The following is a 26,682-nucleotide window of genomic DNA, read 5'->3' as shown; positions in this document are numbered from 1 at the left end:
TTTACGTACGCTGCCGGATAAGCAACGCCAGAAAAAACGGCGCGCCGACCAGCGCAACAAAGATGCCCGCCGGAAGATCTGCAGGCCGGAACAGCGTTCTGGCCAGCAGGTCAGCAGTAACCACCATGACGCCGCCGCAGCAGGCGGTGACAAACGCCTGGCCAAAAATGCCGTGACGTACAATCTGTCTGCCGAGGTGGGGCGCTATCAGGCCAACAAACGCCATGGCGCCCACCATTGCTATCGCGCCGCCGGAAAGTATCACGCAGCCCAACAATAGCAGGGCCCGCATTACATGCACCCGCACACCCAGCCCCGTGGCAAGGTCGTCGTCCAGCAGAAGCGTGCTCAGATAACGCAGCGAAAACAGCCAGAGCAGCAATGCCGCCAGATCGATGGCGAGGAGGTGACGCACCTTTTCCCAGGTCGCCGCATAAATGCTGCCGCTAAGCCATACCCACGCAGAAAAGGTGGTAGTCAGTGGGCTGAAAACCAGTATGAAGGTCACCACCGCGCCCGCCATTGCCGAGACGCCGACACCCGTCAGGATCAGTCGGGCTGGCGTCAGCCCCCTGGGCCCTGAAAGTATGAATACCAGGCCAACCGCGCAGGTGGCGCCAGCCATCGCAGCCACCGGCATCAGCGCGCTACCCCATGAAAAACTGAAAAAAGAAAGCCACAGCAGCGCCCCGACGCTTGCGCCGGTAGTGACGCCGAGCGTGTCCGGAGAAGCCAGCGGATTACGTACCAGCAGCTGCATAACCAGTCCGGCGAGTCCAAGCCCCGCGCCTGAAAGAAGCGCAAGCGCCACGCGGGGTAAACGCAGCTCGTGCAGGATGAAGCTTTGTGAGCTGGCGTCAGGATGTATCAGGAGCCACAGCGCCTGATACAGCGGAAGGGGTACGTCGCCGGCGCTTAATGCAGCAAGCGTCATCAGCAGCGAAGCCAACAGGCAGAGCAGCATGACCAACGGTAATCGCCCGGCGTAAAGGCGTGAAAACGGGCCGCAGCGTATAACGCGGTTATCAGACATGGTGTCTCCTGCGCTGCGCCAGCACTATAAAAAATGGCGCGCCCATCAGCGCCGTCATGACGCCGACGGGGACTTCCTGCGGTAAAATTATCACGCGCGCCACGATATCCGCCGTCAGCAACAGTAACGCGCCGATCAATGCGCAGGCCGGTAGCATCAGACGCAGGTCGCTGCCAAACAGCTGGCGGGCGATATGCGGCACTATCAGTCCGACGAAGCCGATGCTACCGGCGAGTGCCACGGCGTTTCCCGCCAGCCCCACGACCAGCAGGCTGGCAAGGAGGCGGACACGGACGATATTTTGCCCAAGGCCGGTGGCAATTTCCTCGCCGGCACGTAGTACATCCATCTGGCCGGCAGACAGGCACGCGACAACAGTCAGCAGCGTTCCGGGAAGCAGCATCGCATAGACATGAGGCAGGTCATGACCCGACAGGCTCCCGGCCAGCCAGAACAGCATCGTATCAAGCGTCTCCTGGTCGATAACGAGGATTGCCTGGGTAATGGCATTACACAGCGCGGTTATCGCCACCCCAGCCAGCACCAGCCGAAGTGGATTATCCCGTCCGTTACCTGCCCGGCTGGCGAACCACACCAGCATACTGGCCGCGCACGCCCCGAAAAATGCCAGTAAAAGTGTCTGCCAGGGGATGCTCAGGGAAAGAACGCTACCGGCCAGCACAACTGCCAGCGCCGCGCCCGCATTGACGCCGAACAGCCCGGGCGATGCCACAGGATTGCGAGTCAGCGCCTGCATAAGTCCGCCCGCCACAGCCAGAAAAGCCCCCACACACATGGCCAGCCATGTGCGTGGCAACCGGGATGTGCGAATGATGGCGTCAGCCGCACGGAGGGGATCGGAGTGAAACAAAGCGTCAGCCACCTGCGAAAGCGTGTAAAAGCGCACTCCGATCATGACGCTGAGCACCATCATCAGCGCCAGAAGGGCACAGCAGAACAGAAAGCGTGCTTTCACGATGCCCCCCGGCTCAGCGCCAGCTCTGTGTCAGTGAGGATCTGATTTGCGCCAATAATGCCACCCGACAGACTCCATGGAACGCTGTCAACCGTCCTTAACTGCCGTATTCTCACGGCGCTCAGTTGCTGCCAGAGCGGATGCGCAGTCATCACCCGGTACTGACGCAGAATGGCAGGGCTTTCCGCCCGCAGCAGAATGAAAAAGATATCGGCATCCAGCAGCGGCAGGTTCTCCATACTGGAAAAGCGCAACGACGTGCCGCGCGTCTGCGTAGCCTGCCCGTTCCAGTCAAAACCGAGTTCGGACATCACAGATCCAGGAAAGCTTTGCGGAGTGTAGCTGCGGATGTGATCGGGGCGGACTTCAATGACAGATACCCGGGGTCTGGCCTGTGAACCGAACCGTTCTCTCATTAGGGTCTGAAGGGCGACAATGCGTGAATCCCAGCGCTGAAGCAGGTTTCCTGCCTCATTGACCTTTGAGAGTTTTTCTGCAACGACTTTCAGCGTTTTTTTAAATTCATAAACGTCATTGAGCAGCACCACGGGCGCAATCTTTTCCATCAGCGGCGCAACATCCTGATGGCGGAAACGGGAAGCAAATATGATATCGGGCCTGAGCAGCGCTATTTTTTCAAGCGCCGGCTGGGTTTCCAGGCCTAACTGCGGCACGCCTGAAAACTGGTTTCGCAGGTAACGGTAAACCGGCTTTTCCGCCCAGGATTCAACGATCCCGCAGGGCGTAATGCCCAGCGCCGCCAGGCTGTCGGTGGCACCCTGAAACAGTGAAACGGCACGCTGGGCGGGCCGTTGCACGGCCAGAAGGCCGGGTGACACGCTGCATAACAGCAGCGCCTGCAGCCAGCGCCGGCGAAGAGGCGAAAAGTAAAATTGTTTCTCCATCGTCAGGTTTACCACCCCGGAAGCGGGGCGGCCATAATCAGAAGTCAAGACTGTAGCCGAGCGTGGCCGTGCGCCCCCTCCCGGCAAAATAGCGGTCAGGGTCAACGGAGGCGCTCTGCGAATAGTAAGTGATGTATTTTTTATTCAGCAGGTTGGAAATGCCCAGGCTCAGCTGTCCACGGGGAAGTTTATAACCCACGGCTGCATCTACCAGTGTGTAACCGGAGAAATCCTTTTCCTCATCGTCGAATTTTTTGCTCATAGCCCAGTTGGCCTGCAGGAAGGTACTCAGCTCCGTATTCCAGTTTGCTGACCAGCTGGCGATGAGGCGATCCGGCGCGATATTCAGGCCGTCAAGTTTTGCATCCAGGCTGCCGTTTTCATCGCTGTCGTAACGGCCGCGCATATGAGACCAGGCGAGCGTGAGCTTATGATCCGCATTAGGGCTGTAGCCCGCGCTGACCTCCAGGCCATCGATTTGCGTTTTTTCCCGGCGGGCGACAAATGCGTCATCAACCAGTTCCACGCGGCTTCCGAGCTTTGAAGACGAGCGGTAATAGCTTGCTTCAAAATCAAAGGGCGCCTGCTGAATGCGGAAGCCCGCCTCGCTATTTTTGGTGACGATCGGTTTCAGGCCGCTGTATTCATCCAGCCTGACGCCCGGGGTGTCAATGCTCCGTAGCACGCGGCCCACGTCAGGCACGGTGAAACCTTCGCTGTAGCTGGCAAACAAGCTGATCGGCGCCAGTGGCGTCCAGACGATACCCGCGTTGTACAGCGTCTGATCAAAGGTGGGCGTGCCTCCCTCAACGCTGACGCGATCGTTCGCCCAGGTCGTCTGATAACTGTCAATATTCAGTCGCGCGTATTCATAGCGTACGCCACCGCTGAGCTTTACTGACTCTACCGGGGAATACTCAAGCTGCAGGAACGGGGACAGGTCGGTATAGTTAATTTCAGGTACGTAAGTCCGCCCGGTTGACCATAAATCCTGCTTGGAATTGTCAAAAAGCGTATCAAATCCTACCGTTGCCTTAAAGCGATCGTCCCAGAAATCATCTTTGGTCAGCGCGATTTTGGTGCCGTATTTGTCGGTAAAGGCGCGGCTCTGATCGTATAAGGCCCCGATGGGCGCAATGGCCGGATCCTGGAAAGAAGAAGAGTTTGTCGCGCCAAACAGCGCTTCGTAGCGCTGATAATAGGCCAGCGCGGTGAGCTTCATGCCCGCCAGATTATAGTTATCGTAGGTGGTACCCACCGTCCAGACATCGTTGTGCGGCGCGCGGCCTTCCGGCCTGCCTTTGGCAGAGGTGGTCAGTATGCCGGCATCGCGATCGCCGGTCACGCTGACATAGTTGTCTTTATTTTTCAGTCGGTAGCGATTAAGACTCAGCTGAATGCGCTGGTCATTATCCAGCCAGTAACCGACCTTCGCCAGCATGTCCCACGCGCGTGAATCCATCAGGTCGCCCTGGGTATTATCCACACCAATCGCACGGTTATCTGCGTCTTTGAACAAGCCCTGATCTTCAAAGCTCAGCGCGAACAGATAATCTACGTATTCCTCGCTGCCGTTAACACTGTAGTTCGTTTTATAGGCCAGCGTATCGTGGTCAAATTCAGCCGTAGGCGTCGTGGCTTCGACGCCGAGGTGCTGATTGACGGTGCCGGGCTTTGCGCGCTTTGTGATGATATTCATCACTCCACCTGTCGCCCCGATCCCGTTGCTCGCATTAGCACCCTTGATGACTTCAATACGCTCAATCATGGACGCGTCAATGGTGTGCATTTCCCGCCCGGTAGGGCGCAGAGGGTTGGATTGTGGAATACCATCAATCATCACCAGCGGCATACGGCCGCGCAACGTTTCACCGCTGCCGGACATTTTCTGTCGCGCAGGGGAAAAAGACGGGAGCAGGTTGCTCAGAATCTGGGATGTGTCAGACGTCAGCTGTCGCTGCTGGCTAATCTCTTTTTCGCCAATCACCCTGATGACCTGAGGAGAATCATTGCGTGAACCTTCGGTACGGGTTGCATCAACGACCAGCTCCTCCTCTGCACTATCACGGGCATAAAGCGGGGATGACGCGAGCAGCGTCAACGCAGCACACAGTGTGGAAACTTTCATACAAATGATCCTCTGCTCTGAACACTTACATTCAGGGTTGATTGGCTTCATTGGTTTATGCGAACAGCAATGAGAATGAATATGATAACGGTTATTAATAACAAATTGTAAGGATAAAGTCAGGAAATGATGCATTTCAATTCTGAATGTGAATGGCACACTCGCTGCGTTAGCTTAAGTGCGCAGGTTGGCTAGCGGGGTGCAGGGATAGGCAGCAGGTGATTATACCGGTCAGGTCAAAGCGGAAATGGCTTTCAGGAGTGCGGAGGTGATTCTGACCGGATAACCCTCAGGGATTTATGATGACGCAAATGGTGCGCAGCCTGAAAGGCGTGGAACCATGTAAGATGAGTCTTAAGTAGTCCGCACAGCATCTTGTGAAGTCATCTGAGCCTGCTGTCGTGCACCTCACTGGGAAAAATACCGCGGATAATAGAAGAGATGATGGCGATGGCTCCAGGGTTGGAGCAGCCGAAAAGAAGAGTTCGGCATCACCCTGGTCGGTAAAAAAGTGGCCGCAACGTAAGCTAGGCGGGAGAGGACAGTGATACTGATCTGTCATCGGATGTGGAAAACGCTGATTGTGTAAGAACCCTCCGTCTAAACACTTACAGATGGCAGGCGTGGTACAAAGCCTCGCAATAGCTGAACGTTTGAAAGTCTGTAAGGTGATGGATTGTTACATGGGGAAGCTGGTACAGGTTGGTCTGCAAGCAAAGCGGAAGGCACGGTTTATACAGTTCGTAAGATCGGGCTATGCCTGACTTGAAAAAAATCCGCCGTATCGGACTACGGCGGCAGATGTCACACACAGGGTTGTCAGCTATTATTGCTGCTTGTTAGTCATGGAATATGCCCAGAGGCACATTACCAGTGCGGGGTGAATTGTATACCTTTCTAAATATGCTGCCGGGATTTGACGGAACATTTTGGGAACATAAACAAATACCAGAAATTTCTTAAGTAAATAGCGCACAATTAATACATAACCCATTATCAACAATGAATTATCCGATCTTTCGGTTGATTAAATATCTGCACTACTTGAAGTATAATTGGTCGAAAATTTGTGCAGCAGCTACTAGAATTTTATTCGTTAAGTCAAATTTAAAAGACGAAAACGGAGCGTACGATGCAAGATGACATTGCAGCTGAGTGTGAAATTCAGATAAAACGTTTGGCGGGTATGTATCAGATGGGGGACGGCTACCAGCAAACAAAAGAAGCGATCAACTCAATCCTAACGGACTTCAATCATGGACTGGGGAGAGAGGTGTCTGTACGCATCATGGTATGGAGTGATTTACATGCTTCGCTAAAAAATTCCCTGATAATTTCAGCCGACCCTCGCTGGATAGAAGCGATTCGCTATGCGATTTCGCGAGTTAAGTCGTTCAAGCAGAATGCAATGGCATCCCATGCAGCCCGTGTGGCTTCCCATGCCTTAGCCGCAAATGAACAGAATTAATTCACTTTATTTGAGCGAATGTTCATGGCAGGAAAGCAAATAGCCGGATTGCAGCAGTACATCAACAAACAGCGCAAGTGATTACGTATGACGAGTCACTCCATTATGTTCAGGTCTTAGAAATTTGAGCTGAGTTCTGCAAATCTTTAAGCGATACCGAAATGAGAGCCCTTACCACAGGGTAAGGAGTGTCTGAGGCACTGAAGGCAGACAATATGTCAGTTACGGTAATGCTGGCGGGATTACGGGATAATGCGTAACCGCCGTACATGCCGGGCATACTCTTAACCAGGCCTTCATCCCTGAGCACCGCTATCAGACTTTCAAGGTAACTAACAGAAAGTGAAACTTCTGAAATTAAATCTCTGACAGGTATAACTTTCTCCTCACTCAGAGCCATCATGATGTTTAGAGCGTTGTTCTGTTTACTGGTAAGCATCCTTTAGAAGCCCGTTAATTTTCTCTTTCAAAAGCATACCACTGTTGTCGGGGACGTTGATCCAAATGGATCGGCATAGCTGAATCCACCGACAAGGACTGACGGTTAACCCAACATCTGGCTTGTCTCTCGATGGGTGCGAAGCGGCTGCCGGTTGCGATTCGATAAATGGCCAAGATTGTAGAGATAGCGCCAGCTGTCTAAATCTTTTCGATTGTGACTTGAAGTGATGCGCCGTCCGGAGTCATTGGAAGATGTTGGACATAGGGTAAGGGCGGGTATTAACAAAAAACGCATTTACAAAGAGGCTTGGCATTGCTTGAACAAAGACGTTGGCTAAGCTAGAAACCACGTAGCCAAGAAATGGTCAAAAACAGGCGGTGTGCTGGGTCGGTTAAACATTGACTGCCTATAGAAGCTTAAGGCTCATCTGACGGTTGATGGTGTCTGGGGCGTGAGTAAGAAGCTTGATGCCATGGGCGTGATCACTGCTAAAGACCTTACCAAGCAAAGCACATGTAACAACGCATCGGATCTTATAAGGTCCATGTCGCGCAAAGGTTGCTCGTCGGATAGGTGGAATAAGGGGAGAGGCTGACGAGGTCTCCCAGGTTCAGCCGCGTCTCTCTGTAATTCTGGGCCGGGCTCTGAAAGGCCATAGACAGTCTCCGTTCTGACAGCAGGTAAGCCCGGTAAAATGAGCATGCATAGTTTAACCGGCTTCAGTGTGGCGGGGTCATGGCACATGCGCGCGCCCTGCAGTATTTTACGCGCCCGATTATCCACTGTCGCCAGGGATAGGCGGCCTGCCGCCGGAGTAGCGTCTGCCACTGGGAGGCTGCAAGCGGCCAGTCATGCGCCATTTCCGCTCTGACGGCGGGCTGACTCAGCTTCTGATAGTAATTCATCTGCAACTCCTGTCTGCACCTGCGCAGCATATTAAAGCGCCTGATATCAGTATATGTCGCTATTGTCAGCGCCAGTGATATAAGACTTTAATTCACCATTCGGGTTGTCCGCTCTACCCGTCATGCGGTTTCCTTAAGGTTCCCACACCGAAAAGGATTCCAGCATGCTGAGCAGAGAGGACTTTTTCATGATAAAGCAAATGCGCCAACAGGGTGCTTACATTGTCGATATCGCAACACAGGTCGGATGTTCCGAAAGAACCGTCAGGCGATATCTCAAATACCCTGAGCCCCCGGCCCGTAAAACACGCCATAAAATGGCAAAACTCAAGCCGTTCATGGATTACATCGACATGCGGCTGGCGGAAAACGTCTGGAACAGCGAGGTCATTCTCGCCGAAATTAGGACGATGGGGTACACCGGCGGGCGCTCTATGCTGCGCTATTACATCCAGCCCAAACGTAAAATGCGGCCCTTAAAGAAAACCGTGCGCTTCGAAACTCAGCCCGGTTACCAGCTGCAGCACGACTGGGGAGAAGTGGAAGTCGACGTGGCCGGGCAGCGATGCAAGGTGAACTTCGCCGTCAATACGCTGGGGTTCTCCCGCCGCTTCCACGTCTTTGCCGCGCCAAAACAGGACGCTGAGCACACGTACGAGTCGCTGGTGCGCGCCTTCCGTTATTTTGGCGGCAGCGTGAAAACCGTGCTTGTCGATAACCAGAAAGCTGCCGTGCTGAAAAACAGTAACGGCAACGTGGTGTTCAACGCAGGCTTCCTGCTGCTTGCCGACCACTATGGCTTCCTGCCGCGGGCGTGCCGCCCTCGCCGGGCCCGTACCAAAGGTAAGGTTGAGCGGATGGTGAAATACCTCAAGGAAAACTTCTTTGTCCGCTACCGGAGGTTCGACAGCTTTACCCACGTCAATCAGCTCCTGGAACAGTGGATGGCAGATGTCGCTGACAGGCGCGATCTTCGCCAGTTCCGGGAGACGCCTGCGCATCGCTTCGTTGTCGAACAAACGCATCTGCAGCCGCTGCCGGCAACCGACTTCGATACCAGCTACTTCGATAGCTTCCATCCCGGAGTGCGGTACTCCTGGCCTTTATCGTTTTTACGGATATCAAACTTGCCGATAACCTTTTCCCAGGGGCCAAACCAGTCGTAATTGATGCGATCCTGCATCGGGCCACGCGTAGTGATAACGGCGTTTACGAGCTGCGCCTCGTAGCCCAGCACTCCATTTACCGTATGCGTTTTCTGAGCAACAGCGAATGGATTCATGCGCCACTGCGCTGCCTGCATCGTAATGGCCATGCAGTCTGCGACATTGCCCTGCAGGTGGCGTGGGATAGTGGATAAACCGCTTGCCATAACCTGCGCGAACTGCTGAATCGCTGCCAGATTTTCAGGGTTGAAGATCGCCACATTGGAGTTTGTGACTGGTTGTTCTTCTTCGAGGTGAAGCTCGGTAACGTCATTCATCCGTTTTCTTCCTTGCCCATGCCGGGCGTCTGATTTCTTCAATGCCGCCCCAGTTCTCGCTGACGCGGCATTCGTGATAAGTATCAAGGTCGCGGCGGAATAGTTGATAACCAACATCCACGTCATCCTCGCCCAGCTGGGACACCCGCACCGGGTACCGGCCGCAATCAATCGACTCGCTGACGGCGATGAAAACGAAAAGTGGGTATTCACCGAAGTGCTTGCTGTAGCCTTCACGGTAGTAGGCGTCCTGAACGTGATAGCGAAATTCTTCGACGTGGCGCGCGAAGCGGCTCATATCCGCCACTTTTTTCACGTCCACGATTACCGGCTGGCCGGTCAGGAATTTGTCAGGCCGGATCCGGCATAGCTCGCCGGTTTGGTCATCGTTCCAGTAAATCGACGCTTCCTGATGCCCTTCGGCTTCGAGAAGCCAGCGGGCGGCGGGATGGGCGAGGGCGCTGGAGCGCATCAGTTTCAGTTTTCGCCCCTGCTCGGCATCCATCACCGTCATACCCAGCCCTGAGCAGTCCTTCAGAAAGGCTTGCTCGTTCGCCTTACCTTCGTTGGTACGGCGGTTGAACTCCGGCGCCACGATGAATCGCTTGTCGAACTCTTCCGGTTCCAGCAGCAGGCAGTGAAGCGCGGTGCCCATATCGAGCGCCGCTTTCTTCTCTTCGTCTTCAGGAGCCTCTTTGCGCCACTGAAAAATGGCTGGGTTGATCGAGATGTCATCCAGCTGTGATTTACTGATGCCGGCGCCGTGGTGATACGCCTCGTTGCTGATGTCGAAATAAATGCCAGGCTCCATCACGCCACCTCGTCGTAACTGTGTTTGTGCTTCCAGATTTCAATCGCCCGTTCGCGCTTCGCGGCGGTGATCATCATGTCGCGCATGAATGCGTCGGCAGCCATTTCCAGTTCATCATCCATGTCGAACATGCCCATAGCTTCGTGATCGAAATGGCGAAGCAGGTAAGTACAGGCTGGCGCCACAATTGGGCTCATGTGTCGCTGAACCAGAATGCTGTCAACGCGAGCCGCTATGATCTGCAGCTCGTCATCAGGCAGGCTGTCGGCAATGGCCTGAACCTCTTTGCCGTCTTTGTCGTGCAGGCGGAATTTCATTTGTGTTCTCCCATGATCAGGCGCTGCAAAAACTCGTTGATGAACGTGAAGCCATTGGAACGCTTAAGCAGCTCAAAGCGCTGCCGATCCCACGTTTCCTGTTGTTTCCGGTATTGCTCCGCTTTCTGCTGCTCTGTCACGGGGTGCCATCCTGAGTAATGACCTCTACCAAACGCTCCCAGAGTTGCTGTAAGCGGCTTTTGGGCTGCCAGTGCATAACGTCCGCACCGGATAATTTGAAAGTGAACTGGTTAGTTACAGGCGTGTTTATTGGGGAGCTACCCATGTGGGCAGCCCCAGCAGTTGCAAATTGCATGGGTAACTCCTGTTGTTAGTTAAGCGGGGTGATCAGTAATTGATGGTGGTGTGGGGAATCAGGCCGTCTTTAAGCGCCACCAGAGTGGTGATCGCGTCTTCACGGGACAGGCCAGCGTTGGCAATAAGCGCATTCACAACGGCGGTACCAATTGCTTTGCGGTGTAGTTCATTTGCGGCGCGCTTGGCAGCTTCGTCGGCTACACGCTTTTCTTCAGCCAGGCGTTCATCTTCCGCTGCTATGGCTTTGCGTTGTTCCTCAGCGATTGCTGCCTGCTTTTCACGCTCAGCTTGTTGGCGCGCTTCCTGCGCCAGTTTTGCAGTGCAGTCCTGCGCTTCTCTGGCTTCACGCTCAGCGCGCTCCTGTGCCGCGATACGGTCACGTTCTGCCTGTTCTGCTTTGGCCTTCAACTCTGCTTCGCGGCGCGCTGCTTCCTCGCGCTCAACCTGCGCTTTCTGTTCGGCTTCACGGCGGGCAGATTCGGCGGCTTCCTGCTTCAACTTCTCTTCGTGATCGCGTCGTGCTTTCTCTTCCGCTTCTTTGCGGAGGCGCTCAAGCTCGGCGGCTTGATCTTCACGCTGTTTGGCTACGATCGCCGCGGCTTCCAGTTTCTGCACCGTGGCATCCTTCGCCACACCCGCTTCTGTGGCGATTTCCTGCCAGGTGTCGTCCAACTCCACCGCTTTGGCTTCACTGATTCGCGCCTGAATGTCCGTTGACGGCAGATAGTCACCAGCATCATCAATAACGTCTGCCAACGCCCGCAATCCTGCCAGTCGCTGCTGTAACGCATCTTTCTTTGCCTGTTCGGCTTGCTGCCACTCTTCGCGTGGCGCCAGAATCTTGTCGCGAATCGAATCGCATTCTTTAGTGAATCTGCGCAGCTCTTCTTCCGCTGGCTTAACTGCTTCCTTCAGGATTTTAAGGTAATTGCGACCAGGCACCTCAATCGCCTTCTTGCTGGAACCAACCATGCGCGCCAGTGAGCCAATCCGTTCACGGCCTGCTTTAGTGGTTACATCAGGAACCTCAGTAGCTAACTCACGAATCTGGTCGAGATAGGCATCAAGGCCATTTGGTACATACAGCGCCGGTGCCTGTTCTGGCTTAATTTCCAGAACGGTTAATTCCGTTATTTCACTCATATCCTTCTCCTGCGGGCAAAAAAATACCCGCACAGAGGCGGGTGTATTTAGGAAATCCCTATCACAGCGAGATTAATTACCGGGTTGTAACGAATCAGAGGGTTAGGGATTATCAAATCATGACTACATATCGCGTAAGAGTGGGTTTTCATAACCCGACTGGCCTGACTTTCAGGCAACTTGATGAAGTACTGGAACCCCTCCGTTTCTGGCGAACAGATACGAGTGGTGGCAACTTCCGTTATTACATGGAGTACGAATATCAGTCTGAAGTAAGAAGCATTTGCGATGTTTGTGAGCTGGCCTATTCCCAGGCCTGTAAAGTGAGGAAATGTCCGCTGATTCTTGTTGAAGCTAAAGCTCTTGAAGAGTTCTAAAAAAAGCGCCCACTCCGGGTCGACTGATCACCTTCCTTGGGTAGCGGGTTAACAAATTAGGAATTATGAAGTTTCCAACGCTCCGCTCTGAAGTTACTATGCGAGTTTTATGGGGGGCCAAAATTCATGAAAAATGTTGTTTTAAGCATGCTTGCGAAAATTTCCAACATTGATGCGGAGATGAAACAGCTAACAGCCCGTGTGGAGGCTCAATCCCTACTTATAAGTGCACTTGTTCTAGCAGTTGGTAAGCAGGGCGGGGTTACCGAGATGATTGAGGGAGCAAATAAAGCTATCAACACCGTTATTGATTCAGTTGAGTCTGATGAGGTGCTGAAGTCAGATGCTGCAATATTGTTAAGCGAGCTTCAAAATCTGTTGAGCATTTCCAGAGCGGTTGATGGAGCTGACGAAGAAATTAATCATGACGGTCTTAATGATATTACCGGAGTAAGTGAAGCTTCTGATAAAACTCTTCTTTAGAACTGGACATTTTAAATGCCAGCGCAATGTGTTGGCAGTTCAGGCCATTCAACTATATTCACCTCATATCAGCGGGATCGGCTTGCCTCGCATCTTCTGCACCGCGTGAATCTGACTGATCTTTCCTGTGCGTTGTAAATAAGAACTAAGATTGTTGATATGCTGATGAATGCAGCTAGTATTGATTGTGTATCATCTCAATGCGCCACATCTAACGATGGATTGTTACCTAATCATTGACGATAAACGGGCGCACCAAATTCAGGGCACTACTCAGGTGGTGCCTTTTTCAATTAAGATTCTTGACTTCAAAAAAGAGATTTTGTAAAAAATAAATCGCCTGATGTGTTTCATTCGCTAGTCCAATCATTCATCTCGCATATCAGGCCGGAAGCCCCTTCTTAACCGAAGGGGCTTTTTGTTTGTGTAAATCCTCCCAGGGTTCCAATGAGGAATACGCGTTCGCCAAATGCGTCAGGGTTTATTATTTTTGTCTTATGTTCTAGATTGTTATCAATGCGGTGAATCCCTCTAAGCGATGGGGCGACAGCTATCACTCTCCTGAGTGGCAACAAGCCTAATAGCGGGTAAGGCTGGCTGGACTCACTCACCGGGAGGCACCCGGCACCGCAGACATTTTCAAAGTCGGAACGAATCCCCCTATGCGGCGGGGCATCAGCTAAGAGCCAACGCAAGTTTGCGGATGAAGGTAGCTGTACTTCATTCACCGGGAGGCACCCGGCGTTCCGGCGACCTGCTAATATGAGAATATTGCTATGAATCCCCCTAAGCGGAGGGGCTAAGCCACAGGGCACGTGAAAGACTGAAGCGATTCAGATTGTGGCTTTTCTGAATCACCGGGAGGCACCCGGCATAGCAATTTCAAATGCATAGCTACCCTCCCTGTGCTGAAGGACATTTTTCAAAACTTCACTCTGGGAAGGGAAGCCTAATTCCGGGTTGGGCTTAATGGATTTATTCAGTTGAAGCCCCAGTCGTCAAGTCAACCTGCTATTATGAAATCATTGCTATGAATCCCCCTATGCGGAGGGGCGACAGCTGCACTCCAAGAATCGGTCTCAAGCGGTAAGTATTAGCTGGTACTTATCACCGGGAGGCACCCGGCATAGCAATCCCCAATCTGATTATCTAAAGGCTCGCTCCGGCGGGCCTTTTTTTTGCCTCTTCCAGTCAGTGAAAACTCACCGAGTTTACCTGAGTTTTAGCGGGCGTCCCTTCTCCTGACTATAGACGGCACCGACCCAATGGGAGATGTGTATGAGTATCGATATGAACAAAATTGCCACGGGCGCTGCTTACGGCGCTTCCTCGGGCACAATTGCTGTTGGATTGCTAACCCGGTTAAGTCCTGATGAGTGGAGCGCGGTTGGTGTTCTTGCTGGCATCGTGGTCGCGGTCATCACTCTTGGAATCAACTGGTATTACAAACGCAAGGCCACTCTGGCGCAGATTAAAGCCTATCAGCGCTGGCCTGCAGGCTCTGACGCCCCAAACGAGGAGTAACTCATGTCTATGTCTAACAGTCTCCGCAATAAGCTGATTGCAGCGGCGGGCGGTGGCTCATTGTTTATTGCCACGGTATTTCTCGGCGGCAAGGACGGCGTAGAAGGGCGAGTATACGAACCCTACAAAGATGTAGCCGGGGTCTGGACTGTCTGCGACGGCCATACCGGCGGCGATATCGTTAAGGGCCGCAAATACACTGACCGTGAATGCGATCGCCTGATGTGGAGTGACCTTCAGCCCGTTAAACGTGCTGTAGATAGTCTGGTGAAAGTTCCGCTTGGTGAATATCAGCGAGCATCGCTCTACAGCTTCACTTACAACGTTGGCACCTCTGCCTTTTCAAAATCTACATTGCTGAAGAAGCTGAACGCCGGTGATGAAGCCGGGGCTTGCGAGGAAATGCGCCGTTGGGTATACGCTGGCGGCATGAAGTGGAAAGGGTTGCAGAATCGTCGCGATATGGAGCGTTCACTTTGCCTGTCGGAAGGTGCAAATGACATTTAGCCTGCGTACTTTCCTGATCACCCTAATGTTGATAATTGCCGGTGCCATTGGTTACGGAGAGATTCGCTACCTCAATGGCTGGTATGCCCATAGCGCCACAGTTAACGCTGACTACGCACTGAAGAAGCAGAAGGCTGAAGCCAAACTGGTTCCGATTGAGCAGAAGGCGGCAACAGCTAATGCTGATGGCAAAGTCATCTACCGAACCATTACCCGCGACGTGGTGAAATATGTTCAAGACCCGAATCGCACTGTGTGCCGTTTTGATGATGTTGCTGTCAGCATGCGGCAGCGAGCAATCGACGCGGCCAACACTATCCCAGGATTTGATGAGCCCTCCATGCAAACTCAGTCCGGCGGGAAAGGACAGTGACGCAGATCTGCAATCGGATGTTGAGAATTCGGAGTATGTGAGAACGCTTCGCCTCAACACTTACCGATGGCAAGCCTGGTATAGGGCATGGCAATGAGCATCACAAGGCGCATTAGCAAGTCCGCCTGGTGACTACTCGTAATTGGATCTATCCATCAGGCCCAACCCGTCTTCGAGCTGAACTTTTATCATCATGGTCACGTGCGTGAAACACTGCAAGGGCTCAAGAAAATGCACTTCTTCACGGTCAAAGTCATTTGGGCCGATGATGAGCTCGTAGTTTTCCCCGCCTTTATGGCGAATAGCTTCTTTAATATGCTCATTTGAGAAGTGGATATAACCGCTGGTCTTATTGTAAACGTCGATAACCAAGGATTGATTTCGCTGACTCTTCGCGCAAGATAGTTATCCGTCATAGGTTTATTGTCATCAGCCATCAATTTTCTTATATGCTTTCCACTCAAAACATCTTCGGAGAACTGCACCCTGTCTTTTGAGAAGAAACCAGCATATAGGCGGAGGGTGTTATCAAGTTGCATGCGCAGAATGCCTAGTGCGCACAACGAGTTTTTATCCTTTAGCATGGCTTTGAACCCGGAAGTAAGGGCGCAACTCCTTCTTGCGATTCCTGCAGCCAAAAGGAAATCAGACTTAAAATTTTTGTTGGTCATCTGAAGAAAAAGAGTTTTTATTTTCTCATCCGCTCTGTCTAAGAAAGAGATTTGCTGTTTGTAAACGTCTTCTTTGTTATCCATAACGATACCTCTTGAATAAAAAATCATCACAACCTGTAAAGTATTAAAAAGACTATGGCAGCACCTGACTGGGAGGCCATCGAGTCGGCTTACCGTGATGGCTATATGCGCGTCCCATCAACAGTAACGCTGGCATCAGCTGAGCTATTAGGGATGTAAATCTTCACCTTTGAACCAGATTCAGTAATCACTTCAATAGTTACAGATCTTGGCGGAGCACCAGTATCGTCGCCAGTGAAGGCAGCAACGATATCTTCTGAGCTTTTTTCTTCAATGATTGGCATAAGGTCACCATTAACCAATCCAGCGTAAATCTTCACGTTGCCCATTAGCACCTCCCACAGGAATTCACATGGCACTCACCGACAAGCAAGAAATGTTCTGTCGCGAGGACCTCATCGATTTGAACGCCACGCAAGCGGCCATTCGGGCGGGGTACAGCGAAAAGACCGCCCGCGCATCAGGTTGCGAGAACCTAACAAAACCTGACATCCAAAACAGAATCGTCGAACTCAAAGCTCAGCGCAATGAGCAAGTTAACGTGGACGCTGCATATGTGCTTCGTCGCTTGGTCGAAATTGATGAGATGGATGTGCTCGACATCCTCAAAGATGACGGCGGCCTGAAGATGGTCCACGAATGGCCAAAGGTTTGGCGCACTACGTTGAGTGGGCTGGACATCCTCACAACTGTTACCAACTTTGATGAAACGACTATGGAGAACATCCTCAAGAAGATTAAGTGGCCCGATAAGGTGAAGAACCTTGAGCTGCTTGGCAAGCATATCAGCGTGATGGCATTTAAAGAGCAGGCTTCACACGAACACACTGGCAAGAACGGCGGGCCGATTGAAGTGGCTACGCTGACCAAAGACGACTACAAAGCTGCGCGGCGGGAGATGTTGGAGGATGACGACTGCTGAGCAGAAGAATTACGCGCGCCGCTTAGAGTGCGAAGAGGATGGACTGTCTTACGCCAGATACTTCTTCAAGCAGCGCACCGGCGGAAAGATGATTGTCGCACCGCATCACCAGGTGATTCAGCAAACGCTCGATCGCGTTATTAACGGTGAGATAACCCGGCTGATCATCAACGTCCCCCCTGGCTACACCAAAACCGAACTGGCAACCATCAACATGATGGGTCGCGGCCTGACGCTAAATAATCGCGCTCGCTTCATGCATCTGTCGTACTCACACAATCTGGCGCTTCTCAACTCATCGACCGCGCGCGGCATGATTAAGTCGAAAGCCTACCAGAGTATGTGGCCGATGGAGTTGCGCGACGATGCTGACAGCAAGGCGATGTGGTGGAACGAGTTTGGCGGTGGCGTTTATGCATCATCCGCAGCCGGTCAGATCACTGGGTTTCGTGCCGGACACATGGAGCCAGGCTGGCAGGGCGCATTGATTATCGATGACCCTGTTAAGCCTGATGACGCCTACAGCGAAACAGTTCGTGACGGCGTGAATAACCGCTTCAACGAGACAATTAAGTCACGTCTGGCGATTGAAACAACGCCGATGATCGTGATTATGCAGCGCATCCATTACCACGACCTGAGCGGGTAACGGCACGGCCAGCGTTAATGACCAACAGCGGACAATGAAAATGGCGAAAAGGGGGTGCGGACGATTTCCTGGACTGATTTATTATAATAACCCCAGTTTTTGCCGGTACATATCTGGACTCACTCCACCCAGCGACAGCTTGATCCGATGACTATTGTACCAGCGGATGTAACCATCCACCTTCTTCATGAAGTCTTCAAGCGTTACACCAGACCAGTTGCGACCATAATACATCTCGTTTTTCAGCCGCCCGAAGAACCCTTCACATGCCGCATTATCTGGCGAGCACCCTTTACGAGACATTGAACGAGTGAGCCCCGAGGAGGATATTTGCTGTAACCACCCCGGCCACCGGTAATGCCCGCCACGATCGCTATGTATGATCGGGCGTTCGTTGGGTTGTAGCGTCTCGATCGCACTTTCCAGCATGCTGTTTGCAAGCATTGCGTCTGGCCTTGTGCCTACCGACCAGCTAACCACTTTACCGTCAAAGCAGTCCACCACCGGTGACAGCCACACTTTACCCGCAGGCAGCTGGAACTCCGTGATATCCGTCAGCCACTTCTGATTGGGCAGCACTGCATTAAAGTCTCTCGCAAGAAGATTATCAGGGGCTGGGCCGATTTCTCCACAGTACGAGCTGTAGCGTCGGCGGCGTGCTTTGCTCACAACAAGTGTTTCTTCTGACATCAGCCTGCGTACGACTTTTTCAGAGAGCCGGACGCCTTCATGACGGAGCATGGCGTGCAGGCGGCGGTAGCCGTAACACCGGTAGTTGGTGTGGAAGAGACCGGCCAGGGTCACACGAACAACAGCGTGCTTATCACCGGCCTGCAGCGCAGCGCGGTGATAAAAATAGCTGCTACGGGCGAGCCTCAGTGTGCTTAGCAGCGCCGACAGCGGATATGTTTCTCTCAGGGCATCAGCGACCTTAGTCTTTTCCCTGTTTGTCAGGAGACCTGCGCTGATGCCCGGGTCTTTTTTTATTATTTCATCCGCTTTCTTCAGGATATCGTGTTCCATCTGTAACCGCTGGATTTCCTGCCTGAGCCTGTCCCGCTCATTTCGCAGCTTATCGATATCTTCTGTTTCGGATGCTGTTTTGAGTTTGCGCATTGAACGATAGGCCTCGTCACCAACAAGTTCATCCTTCCACATATACAACAGTTGGCGGCTGACACCCACATGCTGAGCGATTTCCCGGGCGGGTTTGTTACGCGTGCACAGCTCACCAACGGCTTTACGCTTAACCTCTGATGTAAAGGGCGCTGCAGGATTTGAGGTGCTGGTCATGATACGACGCTTTCCCGGCAGAAGTTCATCCAGCCAGCAGTTGAGTATTGCGGTGCAGGGGTAGCCCAGCTCACGGCACGTGAAGGCCAGGCAACGCCCGTGTGTTAGATAATGATCAATAGCAGCCTGTTTTTGCGCAGTGGAGTAGCGTGGTTTGCGCTTAACACTCTTTATAGTACCGTCACCTGCCTTCCATGCTTCTATCCAGCGTCTGAGATGACGTTCTGTGGGATAACCCAGCTCACGAACAACGGCTACGATCTTTTTGCCATATTTAAAGTACAGCTCGATTGCACGAAGGCGATCCGCTTCGGAATACATAACTTATCTCCTGAGAGTCCAGGAAATCGTCCGCACCCCCTTTTTTCGCCATTTTCATTGTCCGCTGTTGGTCATTAACGCCGTCCGCTTTCCACCATTTCATCATCACTGATTGGCGTTGCGCTTTTTGCCAGCACCCCGGCCTTGCGTTTCTCTTTCAACCGGTAGCTTTCTCCTATTATGTTCAGCGTTGTTGAGTGGTGCAGCAGACGGTCCAGGATCGCCGTCGCCAGCACGTTATCTCCGAACATCTCGCCCCAGTCAGCGAACCCTTTGTTTGACGTCAGAACGATGCTCGCTTTTTCATACCTACGGTTCAGCAACCTGAAGAACAGACTGGCCTCCTCACGGTTCATTGGCAGATAACCTATCTCATCCAGGATAAGCACCCGCGCATAATTCAGCTGCTGCAGCTGTCGTTCCAGTCGGTTTTCCTGCTTCGCCTTTATCAGCGTGGCAACCAGCCTGTCCAGCGGCATGAACAGCACCCGGTGGCCCGCATCTGCGGCTTTTACTCCCAGCGCGACCGCCAGATGCGTTTTCCCCACGCCCGGCGGGCCCAGCAGGATCACGTTTTCACTGCGCTCCACGAACGCCAGACCTGCAAGCTCACGGACGACCTTTCGGTCTATGCCCGGCTGGAAGCTGAAGTCGAACTGCTCCAGCGTTTTCACCCACGGCAAGCGCCCCTGCTTCAGCCGGGATTCCATTCCCCGCTGGTGCCGTCCGCTCCATTCCTGCTGCAGCGCCATGCACAGGAACTCCCGGTAGTTCAGTTCCTGCTTCGCTGCCTGCTCAAGCAGATTTTCAACGTGATAGCTCAGGTGTTCCATTTTCAGCCGGTTCAGCAGTGTTTCCAGTTCGTACATCACAGCAGCTCCTCATACGCGCTCAGGGGCCGGTGCTCTACCTGACTGACCTGTTGCCACAGCGGAGCATGGTGCTCCGGCACTGTCTGCCAGCCCGATGAAGCCCCGCTGAGCCGGTGGGTCGCGGCCAGATTTTCGTTGCTGTAGATCCGCAGCTCGTCATCCAGTGAGATCCGGATCGAGACCGGATGGCCACACAGCGACTCGGGCACACTGTAGCGGTTGCCGCCAACCTCGATGTAGCCATCCCATGACACATGCCGGATATCGAAGTAGCTGGTATCGAAGTCGGTTGCCGGCAGCGGCTGCAGGTGCGTTTGTTCGACAACGAAGCGCTGCGCAGGCGTCTCCCGGAACTGGCGAAGATCGCGCCTGTCAGCGACATCTGCCATCCACTGTTCCAGGAGCTGATTGACGTGGGTAAAGCTGTCGAACCTCCGGTAGCGGACAAAGAAGTTTTCCTTGAGGTATTTCACCATCCGCTCAACCTTACCTTTGGTACGGGCCCGGCGAGGGCGGCACGCCCGCGGCAGGAAGCCATAGTGGTCGGCAAGCAGCAGGAAGCCTGCGTTGAACACCACGTTGCCGTTACTGTTTTTCAGCACGGCAGCTTTCTGGTTATCGACAAGCACGGTTTTCACGCTGCCGCCAAAATAACGGAAGGCGCGCACCAGCGACTCGTACGTGTGCTCAGCGTCCTGTTTTGGCGCGGCAAAGACGTGGAAGCGGCGGGAGAACCCCAGCGTATTGACGGCGAAGTTCACCTTGCATCGCTGCCCGGCCACGTCGACTTCCACTTCTCCCCAGTCGTGCTGCAGCTGGTAACCGGGCTGAGTTTCGAAGCGCACGGTTTTCTTTGAGGGCCGCATTTTACGTTTGGGCTGGATGTAATAGCGCAGCATAGAGCGCCCGCCGGTGTACCCCATCGTCCTAATTTCGGCGTGAATGACCTCGCTGTTCCAGACGTTTTCCGCCAGCCGCATGTCGATGTAATCCATGAACGGCTTGAGTTTTACCATTTTATGGCGTGTTTTACGGGCCGGGGGCTCAGGGTATTTGAGATATCGCCTGACGGTTCTTTCGGAACATCCGACCTGTGTTGCGATATCGACAATGTAAGCACCCTGTTGGCGCATTTGCTTTATCATGAAAAAGTCCTCTCTGCTCAGCATGCTGGAATCCTTTTCGGTGTGGGAACCTCAAGGAAACCGCATGACGGGTAGAGCGGACAACCCGAATGGTGAATTAAAGTCTTATATCACTGGCGCTGACACTGGCTCTCAAAGCGCGACACTCGACCTTACTGAAGCCATAAAAGCTTGTCGCATGTACCAGGGATTGAAGCTGACCTACCCAAGTAAGGAATCACAAAGTAAGGTCTCACGCTAATTCAACTTCACTTTTTTGTTGAAAACAATCTGGCGCGAACATTCTTCAAAAACTCTGTATAACGCATTCCACTGGCTGAGATGACGATACGTTGAGCAATCATCAGCCCAACCGCCATATACAAAAATGCCAGCAACCAGGTGGAGAATTGAGTCTCCATATTTGCGGCTATTGAATCGCCACGGGTAATCTAGACACTTCCGAGCCGTTATAATACTGGTTTTCATATTCTGTCGGTGACATCTGAGCGCTAGAACCATGCCGACGCTTACTGTTATAAAACATTACGATGTAATCAAAAATATCGCTGCGGACTTCTTCCCGCGTTCCGTAGATCTTTTTCTTTTTCCGCTCGCGTTTCAATAACTGGAAAAAGCTTTCTGCAACCGCATTATCGTGGCAGTTACCGCGACGGCTCATGCTGCCCTCCAGGCCGTGCGATTTCAGGAACGATTGCCACTCATGGCTTGTGTACTGACTGCCCTGATCAGAGTGAACCAGTACCTGTTTTTGGGGATTACGCCGCCATACAGCCATCAGCAATGCGTTCAGACCAATGTCCTTTGTCCTCCGGGATTGCATTGACCAGCCGATAACTTTGCGTGAGAACAGATCAATAACCACGGCAAGATATAGCCAGCCTTCGTGAGTCCTGATTTAGGTGATGCCCGTTACCCAACGCTCATCCGGTGCTTCCGGATTAAACTGTCGCTGGAGCCTGTTGGGCGACACGGTACTGGTCTCGCCTTTACGTGCCCGCGGGCTCCGATATCCAACCTGAGCCTTTATCCCGGCACGTTTCATCAGTTGCCAGACTCTGTTGACTTCGCACTGTTGCCCGCTGTCCCGCAGATCCAAATGGATCTTGCGATAGCCATAAACGCAACCGCACTCAGCCAGAACTTTTTAATCTGTCCTATCAGTTTCATGTCTGCCTGATAGCGTTGTGAATGCAACTGCTGAAGCCAGGCGTAAAAGCCACTGGGATGAACGTTCAGCACCCGACAAAGCAGGCGAACAGGCCAGCAACGGGCGTTGTCACAGATAAAGACGTACCTCAGTCGGACAGCTTTGCGAAGTACGCCGCGGCTTTTTTTATTATGTCCCGTTCGTCGGTAACCCGCTTCAGCTCTTTCTGGAGACGGCGGATCTGAGCCTGAGCATCTGACTGTTCTTTAATAGAGGACGAGTCCGAACCGTATTTCTTTATCCAGGCGTAAAGGCTGTGGGTGGTGATATCAAGGCGTGTTGCAACGCTGGAAACCGAATAACCACGATCAACAACCTGTTTGACCGCTTCAGTTTTAAACTCTTCGGGATAAAGCTTACCGCTCATGGGCACCTCTCTTTAAGTCATCTTAAATGACTCTGAGGTGTCTGTTAAACCTATGGCGATTCAGAAATCAATTTTTAAAGTAATTGAAATTTCCTTGGGTATGGTAAGATATTAGATTTAAAGTGTATCTTGTTGTGGTGAATATCGAAATGCATCCTGTAGCTTAAATTAATAATGTGTGTTGTTTGTTATCATATAATGAAAAAGAAGGTTGAAAAAAGAGTGCAAGGATTATACGCGCAATCACCTAAATCATCCCTTTATTCTATTTCTTACGGAATTCACATGGTTTAATGATAGTCTTATTTTAGTTACTGATGATCTCAGGTGAATGACATATTTACCAAGACAGTTAATCACTTTTCTAGAATAAATTTTCTTTGTTAGGGCCTAGATTAGGGTTGTTTTTCATAATTTTTAGTATTATTGTGGCAAGCGATATGCTTTTATTATGGTTAAGTCATAAAAGCTCGTTACTTAATTTTTTGTTTTGTTACCTTTAAAGTTTTAGATAACTCTTAATTACTGTATTCAATAGATGGTATCTCTTTATAAATGGATTTTCTTTCATTGATAAATGTCTCCAACTTTCCTTAAATATCAAAGAAAAAATTAACGGCTGCTAAAGATATGGTCACTGTTAAGGTCAGAATACTGGCTTTAATGATACTTTTAAATCGCTGTCTCCTTAATGTAGGGTGATTAAGTCCAATTTCGACAAGATATAATATTTAGGTTTTGACAATTATGTTCATGCCTTGATAAGGTTTATGGACAATACGTTGCCTTATGGCAACCACCAATGGTCCTGTAGCTTGAGAGGATCGCCTTCGGGTAGCTACGAAAACACTCCTGTAGCCTGAAAGGGAGAACATATCAGTGTGGTACATCTGCTCGCTCCTGGAAGCAGATATCGTCAAAAAAAGCGCACCTACGACGCGACGATGGGGGTACATTAATCACATCAAAGTCAGGCTTTTACATACGCCTCACGCTCTCCGATAAGGCATCCTAAATGATGCTTTTCTTCACCAACGTTATGATTATTTTCAGGGATACGCCCTGAGCTACATACGACTTTTGCTATGACGCATAAGCCCATTTGGAACATTTGGGCGCTGGCGGAAGACGCATTAGGAGCATGAAGCTGCGCGGCGTCACTGTGATTCGAGTGAAACGAGAACAAAGTGACGCGCGCAGCGCATAACGGTCAAACCCACGTACAGTGCGGTTTTCAGCATGCCGATACATTCTGACGTGCACGTATTACGTGTTTTCAGATGCTCAACTGGCTATTTATTAACCATGACGCGACGTTAACGAACAACCCGTTAAGGGCGTTTTATTAGAAGGAGAATGATCGACTCGGTATCGATGGCGACATCAGGAAACTGGTGTACGGAGGCAGACTGACTAACGTCAGCACGGCGCAAGCCGCAAACAGGTCAGAGACCTGGGGAGCCTCGCAAGAACTCAACATTTCGCCGCCCCGATGCACAGATACCAGTCGAGACGCAGGAAGCGCAAAAGCAACCGTGTCATCGGGGAAGAGATGTACAGATTCAGAGTCATACAGCTGTGGGTTTATGGGCTTACAGCTGTAGGTTCTGAAGGAGATAAAGATTGTCTGGTAAATTAGGTAAGCAGCTCGTCACGCTCGCACGTCAGGGCGGAGGAAGTTTTAAAACGGTTTCTGATCGTTCAAAGATTGCCAGTCGCTTTTCGGAGCGACTGGCAACCCTTAATATTCAGATTCGGGACGTAAGCCATATTAAAACCAAACATATCGAAAACTATATTCGTAGTCGTCAGGATGAAAATATCTCGTCCCGGACGCTGCAAAATGAAATGGCCGCATTACGTTCAATCCTTTCTCAGGGTGGGCGTAACGTTCTGGCTAATCCCGCGCATGATAAATTGAGTAATCAGGCGCTGAATATTTCCGGAGCCAGCCGAGAAGGCACTAAAGTTGCCATTTCTGACGAACGTATTAAAGAAATTGTCCTGACGGTTTCAGAGAAAGACAGGGGGGTTGCTTTAGGTGTGCAGCTTGCCAGATATATCGGGTTGCGCGCGGAGGAAACGGTTCAGTCGGCAAAGTCATTAAATACCTGGCGAAAAAGTCTGGAAGCCGGAAATAATAATGTACGCGTTGTGTTTGGCTCTAAAGGAGGGCGTCCACGTGATGCCACCATTTTTGATAAAGATAAGGTTGTTAACCTTTTAAATGAAGCTCTTCGCTACATAGAACAAAATAACGGTAAGTTAATTGATAAACCAACGCTTCATCAGGCGCTTGATCGTTATCATAACGTATTACGTGAAAGTGGAATGACCGGAATCCATGCGCCACATAGTCTCAGGTATGCCTATTCTAAGGATGCCGTAAATCATCATTTAGAAAATGGCATGAGTCGCAAAGAGGCTGAGGCTTTAGTTTCAATGGATCTTGGACATGGTGACGGGCGAGGAGCTTATGTTGCACGGGTTTATAACCGGCTTGATGAGTCTGATGAATAACGGGCTATTGTAATTTGCCTTAAGCAGACGCTATTATCAAAACGCTTCTTACGTTGTCTTCGGACAACCACCAATGGTCTGTAGCTTGAGATGACCGCCTTCGGGTAGCTGCAAACAACACTCCTGTAGCCTGAAAGGGAGAACACATCAGTGTGGTACATCTGCCCGCCTTTGGAAGCAGATATCGTCAATCACGGCTCCTACTGCCTGGCGATGAAGGTACATTTAACCATCCGGCTCCGGCCTTCGTCCTTCGGGAAAATATTACCGACAGGGCAAATGTTCCTCTGCTTTCTGGAGAAACTATGTCCATAACCCGCTCGTTTCTGAATGAGTTGCGTGCGCCATTCGATCTGATCCTCTCCGTTGCAACCCGCGTTGCATCTGAATGTCCTGACCTTAAGACTGCGCTCAGGGGAACATCGTGGCTTGCTTCACCTTCCGGTCATTATGAATTTCGTTCACTCGTCTGGTTTGAAGTTCAACGTCACCTCGCCATTTTTATGGCAAGAATGTTACTAAACGGCCAGCCGGACGATGAATTCATTTGAAGCCTGCACGGTAAGTACTTTTCGCACACAGCTGCAGCGAAAGCCGCTCAGCATGCCGCGCCGGTTGCTTCTTGATCAGAGCCGATCTCCGCTTGATAAAATAGGCTGGTTAATTATTCGCCTGCACGCTTTGAGCAGTGACGGTGCCATTTCCCATCCTATGAAAAATGCAGCTGCAGCTGGCAACGCTGGGAAAAGGCAGAGCATCAAAAGAGATTATCAGCAGGATACTCCGGATGTAATGCATCACGGGCTGACTCAACTTCTGTAAACGCGTCAGGTATGAAAAAAAGTTGGGTTAGAGGAAATATATGCGCGTAGCATCATGAGCCATTGTCATTTAGTGATGCAGAAACGTTCGATCCGCACTGGCTTAAATAGTGGCTGCAGCCTGCCTGAGCAGTAACCGCACTATCAGCGCCACGGCAAAAACAATCATCAGTGAAATCCGGCTTGATCCCACAATGCCTCATCATCGCAGCCATCCCCAGGTGATTGAGGCCCGTCTGGGCTCAGCTCAAAGTCCTGAAGAATTGAACCGTCGTGCCGCACTCGGCCAGACAGGATGCTCACCGGGTTCGGATTCCGAACTCAGCTTAAAAATGCATGATCATAAGCCCGGTTCGGATTCCGAACACAGTGAGAGTGCCCGGAATAACAGCCGGGTTCGGAATCCGAACAGTTACGTACGTAGTTTTACTAATAATACAGATAAAACATACGTAACCGGTTCGGTTTGCCTATCAGATGATTTCGGCTCACTGCTGAAACCAGAAGACCGGGACATAGTTAACCGCCAGCTGCAGGCGCTGTCACCTGAGTGATCTGCCCTGGTGCTGTCGAATGTAATTCGTGCATAGCGTGATGGCAGCCTGCAAAACCCG

The 26,682-nt window shown here is 51.7% G+C and carries 25 protein-coding genes and 5 pseudogenes; 13 read left to right on the top strand and 17 right to left on the bottom strand.

Annotated features, from left to right (window positions below):
• Window position 1: 1 nt before the first annotated feature.
• The 4 genes from AC6I8L_RS24995 to AC6I8L_RS24980 are packed head-to-tail and all read right to left on the bottom strand — an operon-like array spanning window position 2 to window position 5,042.
• Window positions 2–1,033, bottom strand: coding sequence for a FecCD family ABC transporter permease (locus AC6I8L_RS24995; protein WP_498014774.1), 1,032 nt, complete (start codon window positions 1,031–1,033; stop codon window positions 2–4).
• Window positions 1,026–2,009, bottom strand: a complete 984-nt coding sequence (locus AC6I8L_RS24990; protein WP_034831090.1) for a FecCD family ABC transporter permease — start codon at window positions 2,007–2,009, stop codon at window positions 1,026–1,028. The genes AC6I8L_RS24995 and AC6I8L_RS24990 overlap by 8 nt, the downstream gene beginning before the upstream one ends.
• On the bottom strand, window positions 2,006–2,914 hold the full coding sequence (locus AC6I8L_RS24985; RefSeq protein ID WP_058962508.1) for an ABC transporter substrate-binding protein: 909 nt from the start codon (window positions 2,912–2,914) through the stop codon (window positions 2,006–2,008). The genes AC6I8L_RS24990 and AC6I8L_RS24985 overlap by 4 nt, the downstream gene beginning before the upstream one ends.
• 37 nt (window positions 2,915–2,951) lie before the next feature.
• On the bottom strand, window positions 2,952–5,042 hold the full coding sequence (locus AC6I8L_RS24980) for a TonB-dependent receptor (protein WP_058962509.1): 2,091 nt from the start codon (window positions 5,040–5,042) through the stop codon (window positions 2,952–2,954).
• A 1,132-nt stretch (window positions 5,043–6,174) separates the two neighbouring features.
• On the opposite strand from AC6I8L_RS24980, the gene AC6I8L_RS24975 reads away from it, so the two are divergent.
• Window positions 6,175–6,510, top strand: a complete 336-nt coding sequence (locus AC6I8L_RS24975; RefSeq protein WP_034831085.1) for a hypothetical protein — start codon at window positions 6,175–6,177, stop codon at window positions 6,508–6,510.
• 109 nt (window positions 6,511–6,619) lie between these two features.
• On the opposite strand, the gene AC6I8L_RS24970 is transcribed toward AC6I8L_RS24975, so the two are convergent.
• Both AC6I8L_RS24970 and AC6I8L_RS24965 read right to left on the bottom strand, forming a co-directional pair.
• Window positions 6,620–6,910 (bottom strand): Rrf2 family transcriptional regulator, encoded by a 291-nt coding sequence (locus AC6I8L_RS24970; protein ID WP_498014873.1) that lies wholly within the window; start codon window positions 6,908–6,910, stop codon window positions 6,620–6,622.
• Between the two features lie 611 nt (window positions 6,911–7,521).
• Window positions 7,522–7,608: pseudogene (locus tag AC6I8L_RS24965) on the bottom strand (peptidase); the annotation flags it as partial.
• 413 nt (window positions 7,609–8,021) lie between these two features.
• Here AC6I8L_RS24965 and istA (AC6I8L_RS24960) point away from each other — a divergent pair.
• A pseudogene (gene istA, locus AC6I8L_RS24960) lies at window positions 8,022–8,966 on the top strand (IS21 family transposase); the annotation flags it as partial.
• On the opposite strand, the pseudogene AC6I8L_RS24955 reads toward istA (AC6I8L_RS24960), so the two are convergent.
• The 5 genes and pseudogenes from AC6I8L_RS24955 to AC6I8L_RS24935 all read right to left on the bottom strand — a co-directional run.
• Window positions 8,924–9,340, bottom strand: a pseudogene (locus AC6I8L_RS24955) (recombinase RecT); the annotation flags it as partial. The pseudogenes istA (AC6I8L_RS24960) and AC6I8L_RS24955 sit on opposite strands and share 43 nt — an antisense overlap.
• A complete protein-coding gene (locus AC6I8L_RS24950; protein WP_498014871.1) occupies window positions 9,333–10,151 on the bottom strand; it encodes a PD-(D/E)XK nuclease-like domain-containing protein in 819 nt (272 codons plus the stop codon). The pseudogene AC6I8L_RS24955 and the gene AC6I8L_RS24950, both read right to left, overlap by 8 nt.
• Window positions 10,151–10,468: a hypothetical protein gene (locus AC6I8L_RS24945; protein ID WP_058962491.1), complete on the bottom strand. Its 318-nt coding sequence runs from the start codon at window positions 10,466–10,468 to the stop codon at window positions 10,151–10,153. The genes AC6I8L_RS24950 and AC6I8L_RS24945 overlap by 1 nt, the downstream gene beginning before the upstream one ends.
• Window positions 10,465–10,608: a hypothetical protein gene (locus AC6I8L_RS24940; RefSeq protein ID WP_167347148.1), complete on the bottom strand. Its 144-nt coding sequence runs from the start codon at window positions 10,606–10,608 to the stop codon at window positions 10,465–10,467. The genes AC6I8L_RS24945 and AC6I8L_RS24940 overlap by 4 nt, the downstream gene beginning before the upstream one ends.
• A gap of 208 nt (window positions 10,609–10,816) precedes the next feature.
• Entirely contained in the window at window positions 10,817–11,929 is a 1,113-nt protein-coding gene (locus AC6I8L_RS24935; RefSeq protein ID WP_058962489.1) for a hypothetical protein, read from the bottom strand.
• Between the two features lie 119 nt (window positions 11,930–12,048).
• On the opposite strand from AC6I8L_RS24935, the gene AC6I8L_RS24930 reads away from it, so the two are divergent.
• The 5 genes from AC6I8L_RS24930 to AC6I8L_RS24910 all read left to right on the top strand — a co-directional run bounded on the left by AC6I8L_RS24930 (window position 12,049) and on the right by AC6I8L_RS24910 (window position 15,193).
• Window positions 12,049–12,306, top strand: a complete 258-nt coding sequence (locus tag AC6I8L_RS24930; protein ID WP_072226639.1) for a hypothetical protein — start codon at window positions 12,049–12,051, stop codon at window positions 12,304–12,306.
• A gap of 126 nt (window positions 12,307–12,432) precedes the next feature.
• Window positions 12,433–12,789, top strand: coding sequence for an anti-adapter protein IraP (gene iraP, locus AC6I8L_RS24925; protein WP_058962492.1), 357 nt, complete (start codon window positions 12,433–12,435; stop codon window positions 12,787–12,789).
• Between the two features lie 1,278 nt (window positions 12,790–14,067).
• Complete coding sequence (locus AC6I8L_RS24920; protein ID WP_058962523.1) at window positions 14,068–14,313, top strand: class II holin family protein; 246 nt, start codon at window positions 14,068–14,070, stop codon at window positions 14,311–14,313.
• A 3-nt stretch (window positions 14,314–14,316) separates the two neighbouring features.
• Window positions 14,317–14,820, top strand: coding sequence for a lysozyme (locus AC6I8L_RS24915; RefSeq protein ID WP_058962522.1), 504 nt, complete (start codon window positions 14,317–14,319; stop codon window positions 14,818–14,820).
• Entirely contained in the window at window positions 14,810–15,193 is a 384-nt protein-coding gene (locus AC6I8L_RS24910; protein ID WP_064511377.1) for a hypothetical protein, read from the top strand. Before AC6I8L_RS24915 ends, AC6I8L_RS24910 begins: the two co-directional genes overlap by 11 nt.
• A 197-nt stretch (window positions 15,194–15,390) precedes the next feature.
• Here the strand turns inward: AC6I8L_RS24910 and AC6I8L_RS24905 are convergent, their stop codons facing one another.
• Window positions 15,391–15,948 carry a hypothetical protein gene (locus AC6I8L_RS24905; RefSeq protein WP_058962521.1) on the bottom strand — a complete coding sequence of 186 codons (558 nt, stop codon included), beginning with the start codon at window positions 15,946–15,948 and terminating at the stop codon, window positions 15,391–15,393.
• Between the two features lie 101 nt (window positions 15,949–16,049).
• Complete coding sequence (locus AC6I8L_RS24900; protein ID WP_058962520.1) at window positions 16,050–16,277, bottom strand: hypothetical protein; 228 nt, start codon at window positions 16,275–16,277, stop codon at window positions 16,050–16,052.
• A gap of 23 nt (window positions 16,278–16,300) precedes the next feature.
• Here AC6I8L_RS24900 and AC6I8L_RS24895 point away from each other — a divergent pair, with 23 nt between their 5' ends.
• Both AC6I8L_RS24895 and AC6I8L_RS24890 read left to right on the top strand, forming a co-directional pair.
• Window positions 16,301–16,870: a terminase small subunit gene (locus AC6I8L_RS24895; protein WP_058962519.1), complete on the top strand. Its 570-nt coding sequence runs from the start codon at window positions 16,301–16,303 to the stop codon at window positions 16,868–16,870.
• Window positions 16,857–17,516, top strand: a pseudogene (locus AC6I8L_RS24890) (phage terminase large subunit family protein); the annotation flags it as partial. The gene AC6I8L_RS24895 and the pseudogene AC6I8L_RS24890, both read left to right, overlap by 14 nt.
• Window positions 17,517–17,600: 84 nt before the next feature.
• Here the strand turns inward: AC6I8L_RS24890 and AC6I8L_RS24885 are convergent.
• The 4 genes and pseudogenes from AC6I8L_RS24885 to AC6I8L_RS24870 all read right to left on the bottom strand — a co-directional run bounded on the left by AC6I8L_RS24885 (window position 17,601) and on the right by AC6I8L_RS24870 (window position 22,727).
• Window positions 17,601–19,133 (bottom strand): IS3 family transposase, encoded by a 1,533-nt coding sequence (locus AC6I8L_RS24885; RefSeq protein ID WP_498014742.1) that lies wholly within the window; start codon window positions 19,131–19,133, stop codon window positions 17,601–17,603.
• A gap of 74 nt (window positions 19,134–19,207) precedes the next feature.
• Window positions 19,208–20,002: an IS21-like element helper ATPase IstB gene (gene istB, locus AC6I8L_RS24880; protein WP_498014867.1), complete on the bottom strand. Its 795-nt coding sequence runs from the start codon at window positions 20,000–20,002 to the stop codon at window positions 19,208–19,210.
• A complete protein-coding gene (istA, locus tag AC6I8L_RS24875) occupies window positions 20,002–21,174 on the bottom strand; it encodes an IS21 family transposase (RefSeq protein WP_498014865.1) in 1,173 nt (390 codons plus the stop codon). The genes istB and istA (AC6I8L_RS24875) overlap by 1 nt, the downstream gene beginning before the upstream one ends.
• A gap of 385 nt (window positions 21,175–21,559) precedes the next feature.
• Window positions 21,560–22,727 (bottom strand): annotated as a pseudogene (locus tag AC6I8L_RS24870) (IS3 family transposase).
• A 1,623-nt stretch (window positions 22,728–24,350) separates the two neighbouring features.
• On the opposite strand from AC6I8L_RS24870, the gene AC6I8L_RS24865 reads away from it, so the two are divergent.
• From AC6I8L_RS24865 to AC6I8L_RS24850, 4 genes are all read left to right on the top strand, one after another.
• A complete protein-coding gene (locus AC6I8L_RS24865) occupies window positions 24,351–25,247 on the top strand; it encodes an integrase domain-containing protein (RefSeq protein ID WP_058962398.1) in 897 nt (298 codons plus the stop codon).
• Window positions 25,248–25,552: 305 nt separating this feature from the next.
• The gene (locus AC6I8L_RS24860; protein WP_201785700.1) at window positions 25,553–25,798 is read left to right on the top strand and encodes a hypothetical protein; all 246 of its coding nucleotides are present in this window, start codon (window positions 25,553–25,555) and stop codon (window positions 25,796–25,798) included.
• The gene (locus AC6I8L_RS24855; protein ID WP_236699801.1) at window positions 25,785–26,069 is read left to right on the top strand and encodes a hypothetical protein; all 285 of its coding nucleotides are present in this window, start codon (window positions 25,785–25,787) and stop codon (window positions 26,067–26,069) included. The genes AC6I8L_RS24860 and AC6I8L_RS24855 overlap by 14 nt, the downstream gene beginning before the upstream one ends.
• 109 nt (window positions 26,070–26,178) lie before the next feature.
• Window positions 26,179–26,622 (top strand): hypothetical protein, encoded by a 444-nt coding sequence (locus AC6I8L_RS24850; RefSeq protein WP_236699802.1) that lies wholly within the window; start codon window positions 26,179–26,181, stop codon window positions 26,620–26,622.
• Window positions 26,623–26,682: the final 60 nt, after the last annotated feature.

The sequence above is a fragment of the Type-E symbiont of Plautia stali genome, from assembly GCF_059731115.1.
This window is presented reverse-complemented; position numbering and strand designations above follow the sequence as displayed.

Coding starts and splice junctions, on each gene's coding strand:
- AC6I8L_RS24995 (WP_498014774.1), bottom strand. CDS start 1,033: ATGTCTGATAACCGCGTTATACGCTGCGGCCCGTTTTCACGCCTTTAC.
- AC6I8L_RS24985 (WP_058962508.1), bottom strand. CDS start 2,914: ATGGAGAAACAATTTTACTTTTCGCCTCTTCGCCGGCGCTGGCTGCAG.
- AC6I8L_RS24980 (WP_058962509.1), bottom strand. CDS start 5,042: ATGAAAGTTTCCACACTGTGTGCTGCGTTGACGCTGCTCGCGTCATCC.
- AC6I8L_RS24975 (WP_034831085.1), top strand. CDS start 6,175: ATGCAAGATGACATTGCAGCTGAGTGTGAAATTCAGATAAAACGTTTG.
- AC6I8L_RS24970 (WP_498014873.1), bottom strand. CDS start 6,910: ATGGCTCTGAGTGAGGAGAAAGTTATACCTGTCAGAGATTTAATTTCA.
- AC6I8L_RS24950 (WP_498014871.1), bottom strand. CDS start 10,151: ATGGAGCCTGGCATTTATTTCGACATCAGCAACGAGGCGTATCACCAC.
- AC6I8L_RS24945 (WP_058962491.1), bottom strand. CDS start 10,468: ATGAAATTCCGCCTGCACGACAAAGACGGCAAAGAGGTTCAGGCCATT.
- AC6I8L_RS24935 (WP_058962489.1), bottom strand. CDS start 11,929: ATGAGTGAAATAACGGAATTAACCGTTCTGGAAATTAAGCCAGAACAG.
- AC6I8L_RS24930 (WP_072226639.1), top strand. CDS start 12,049: ATGACTACATATCGCGTAAGAGTGGGTTTTCATAACCCGACTGGCCTG.
- iraP (WP_058962492.1), top strand. CDS start 12,433: ATGAAAAATGTTGTTTTAAGCATGCTTGCGAAAATTTCCAACATTGAT.
- AC6I8L_RS24920 (WP_058962523.1), top strand. CDS start 14,068: ATGAGTATCGATATGAACAAAATTGCCACGGGCGCTGCTTACGGCGCT.
- AC6I8L_RS24915 (WP_058962522.1), top strand. CDS start 14,317: ATGTCTATGTCTAACAGTCTCCGCAATAAGCTGATTGCAGCGGCGGGC.
- AC6I8L_RS24910 (WP_064511377.1), top strand. CDS start 14,810: ATGACATTTAGCCTGCGTACTTTCCTGATCACCCTAATGTTGATAATT.
- AC6I8L_RS24905 (WP_058962521.1), bottom strand. CDS start 15,948: ATGGATAACAAAGAAGACGTTTACAAACAGCAAATCTCTTTCTTAGAC.
- AC6I8L_RS24900 (WP_058962520.1), bottom strand. CDS start 16,277: ATGGGCAACGTGAAGATTTACGCTGGATTGGTTAATGGTGACCTTATG.
- AC6I8L_RS24895 (WP_058962519.1), top strand. CDS start 16,301: ATGGCACTCACCGACAAGCAAGAAATGTTCTGTCGCGAGGACCTCATC.
- AC6I8L_RS24885 (WP_498014742.1), bottom strand. CDS start 19,133: ATGTATTCCGAAGCGGATCGCCTTCGTGCAATCGAGCTGTACTTTAAA.
- istB (WP_498014867.1), bottom strand. CDS start 20,002: ATGTACGAACTGGAAACACTGCTGAACCGGCTGAAAATGGAACACCTG.
- istA (WP_498014865.1), bottom strand. CDS start 21,174: ATGCTGAGCAGAGAGGACTTTTTCATGATAAAGCAAATGCGCCAACAG.
- AC6I8L_RS24860 (WP_201785700.1), top strand. CDS start 25,553: ATGTCCATAACCCGCTCGTTTCTGAATGAGTTGCGTGCGCCATTCGAT.
- AC6I8L_RS24855 (WP_236699801.1), top strand. CDS start 25,785: ATGAATTCATTTGAAGCCTGCACGGTAAGTACTTTTCGCACACAGCTG.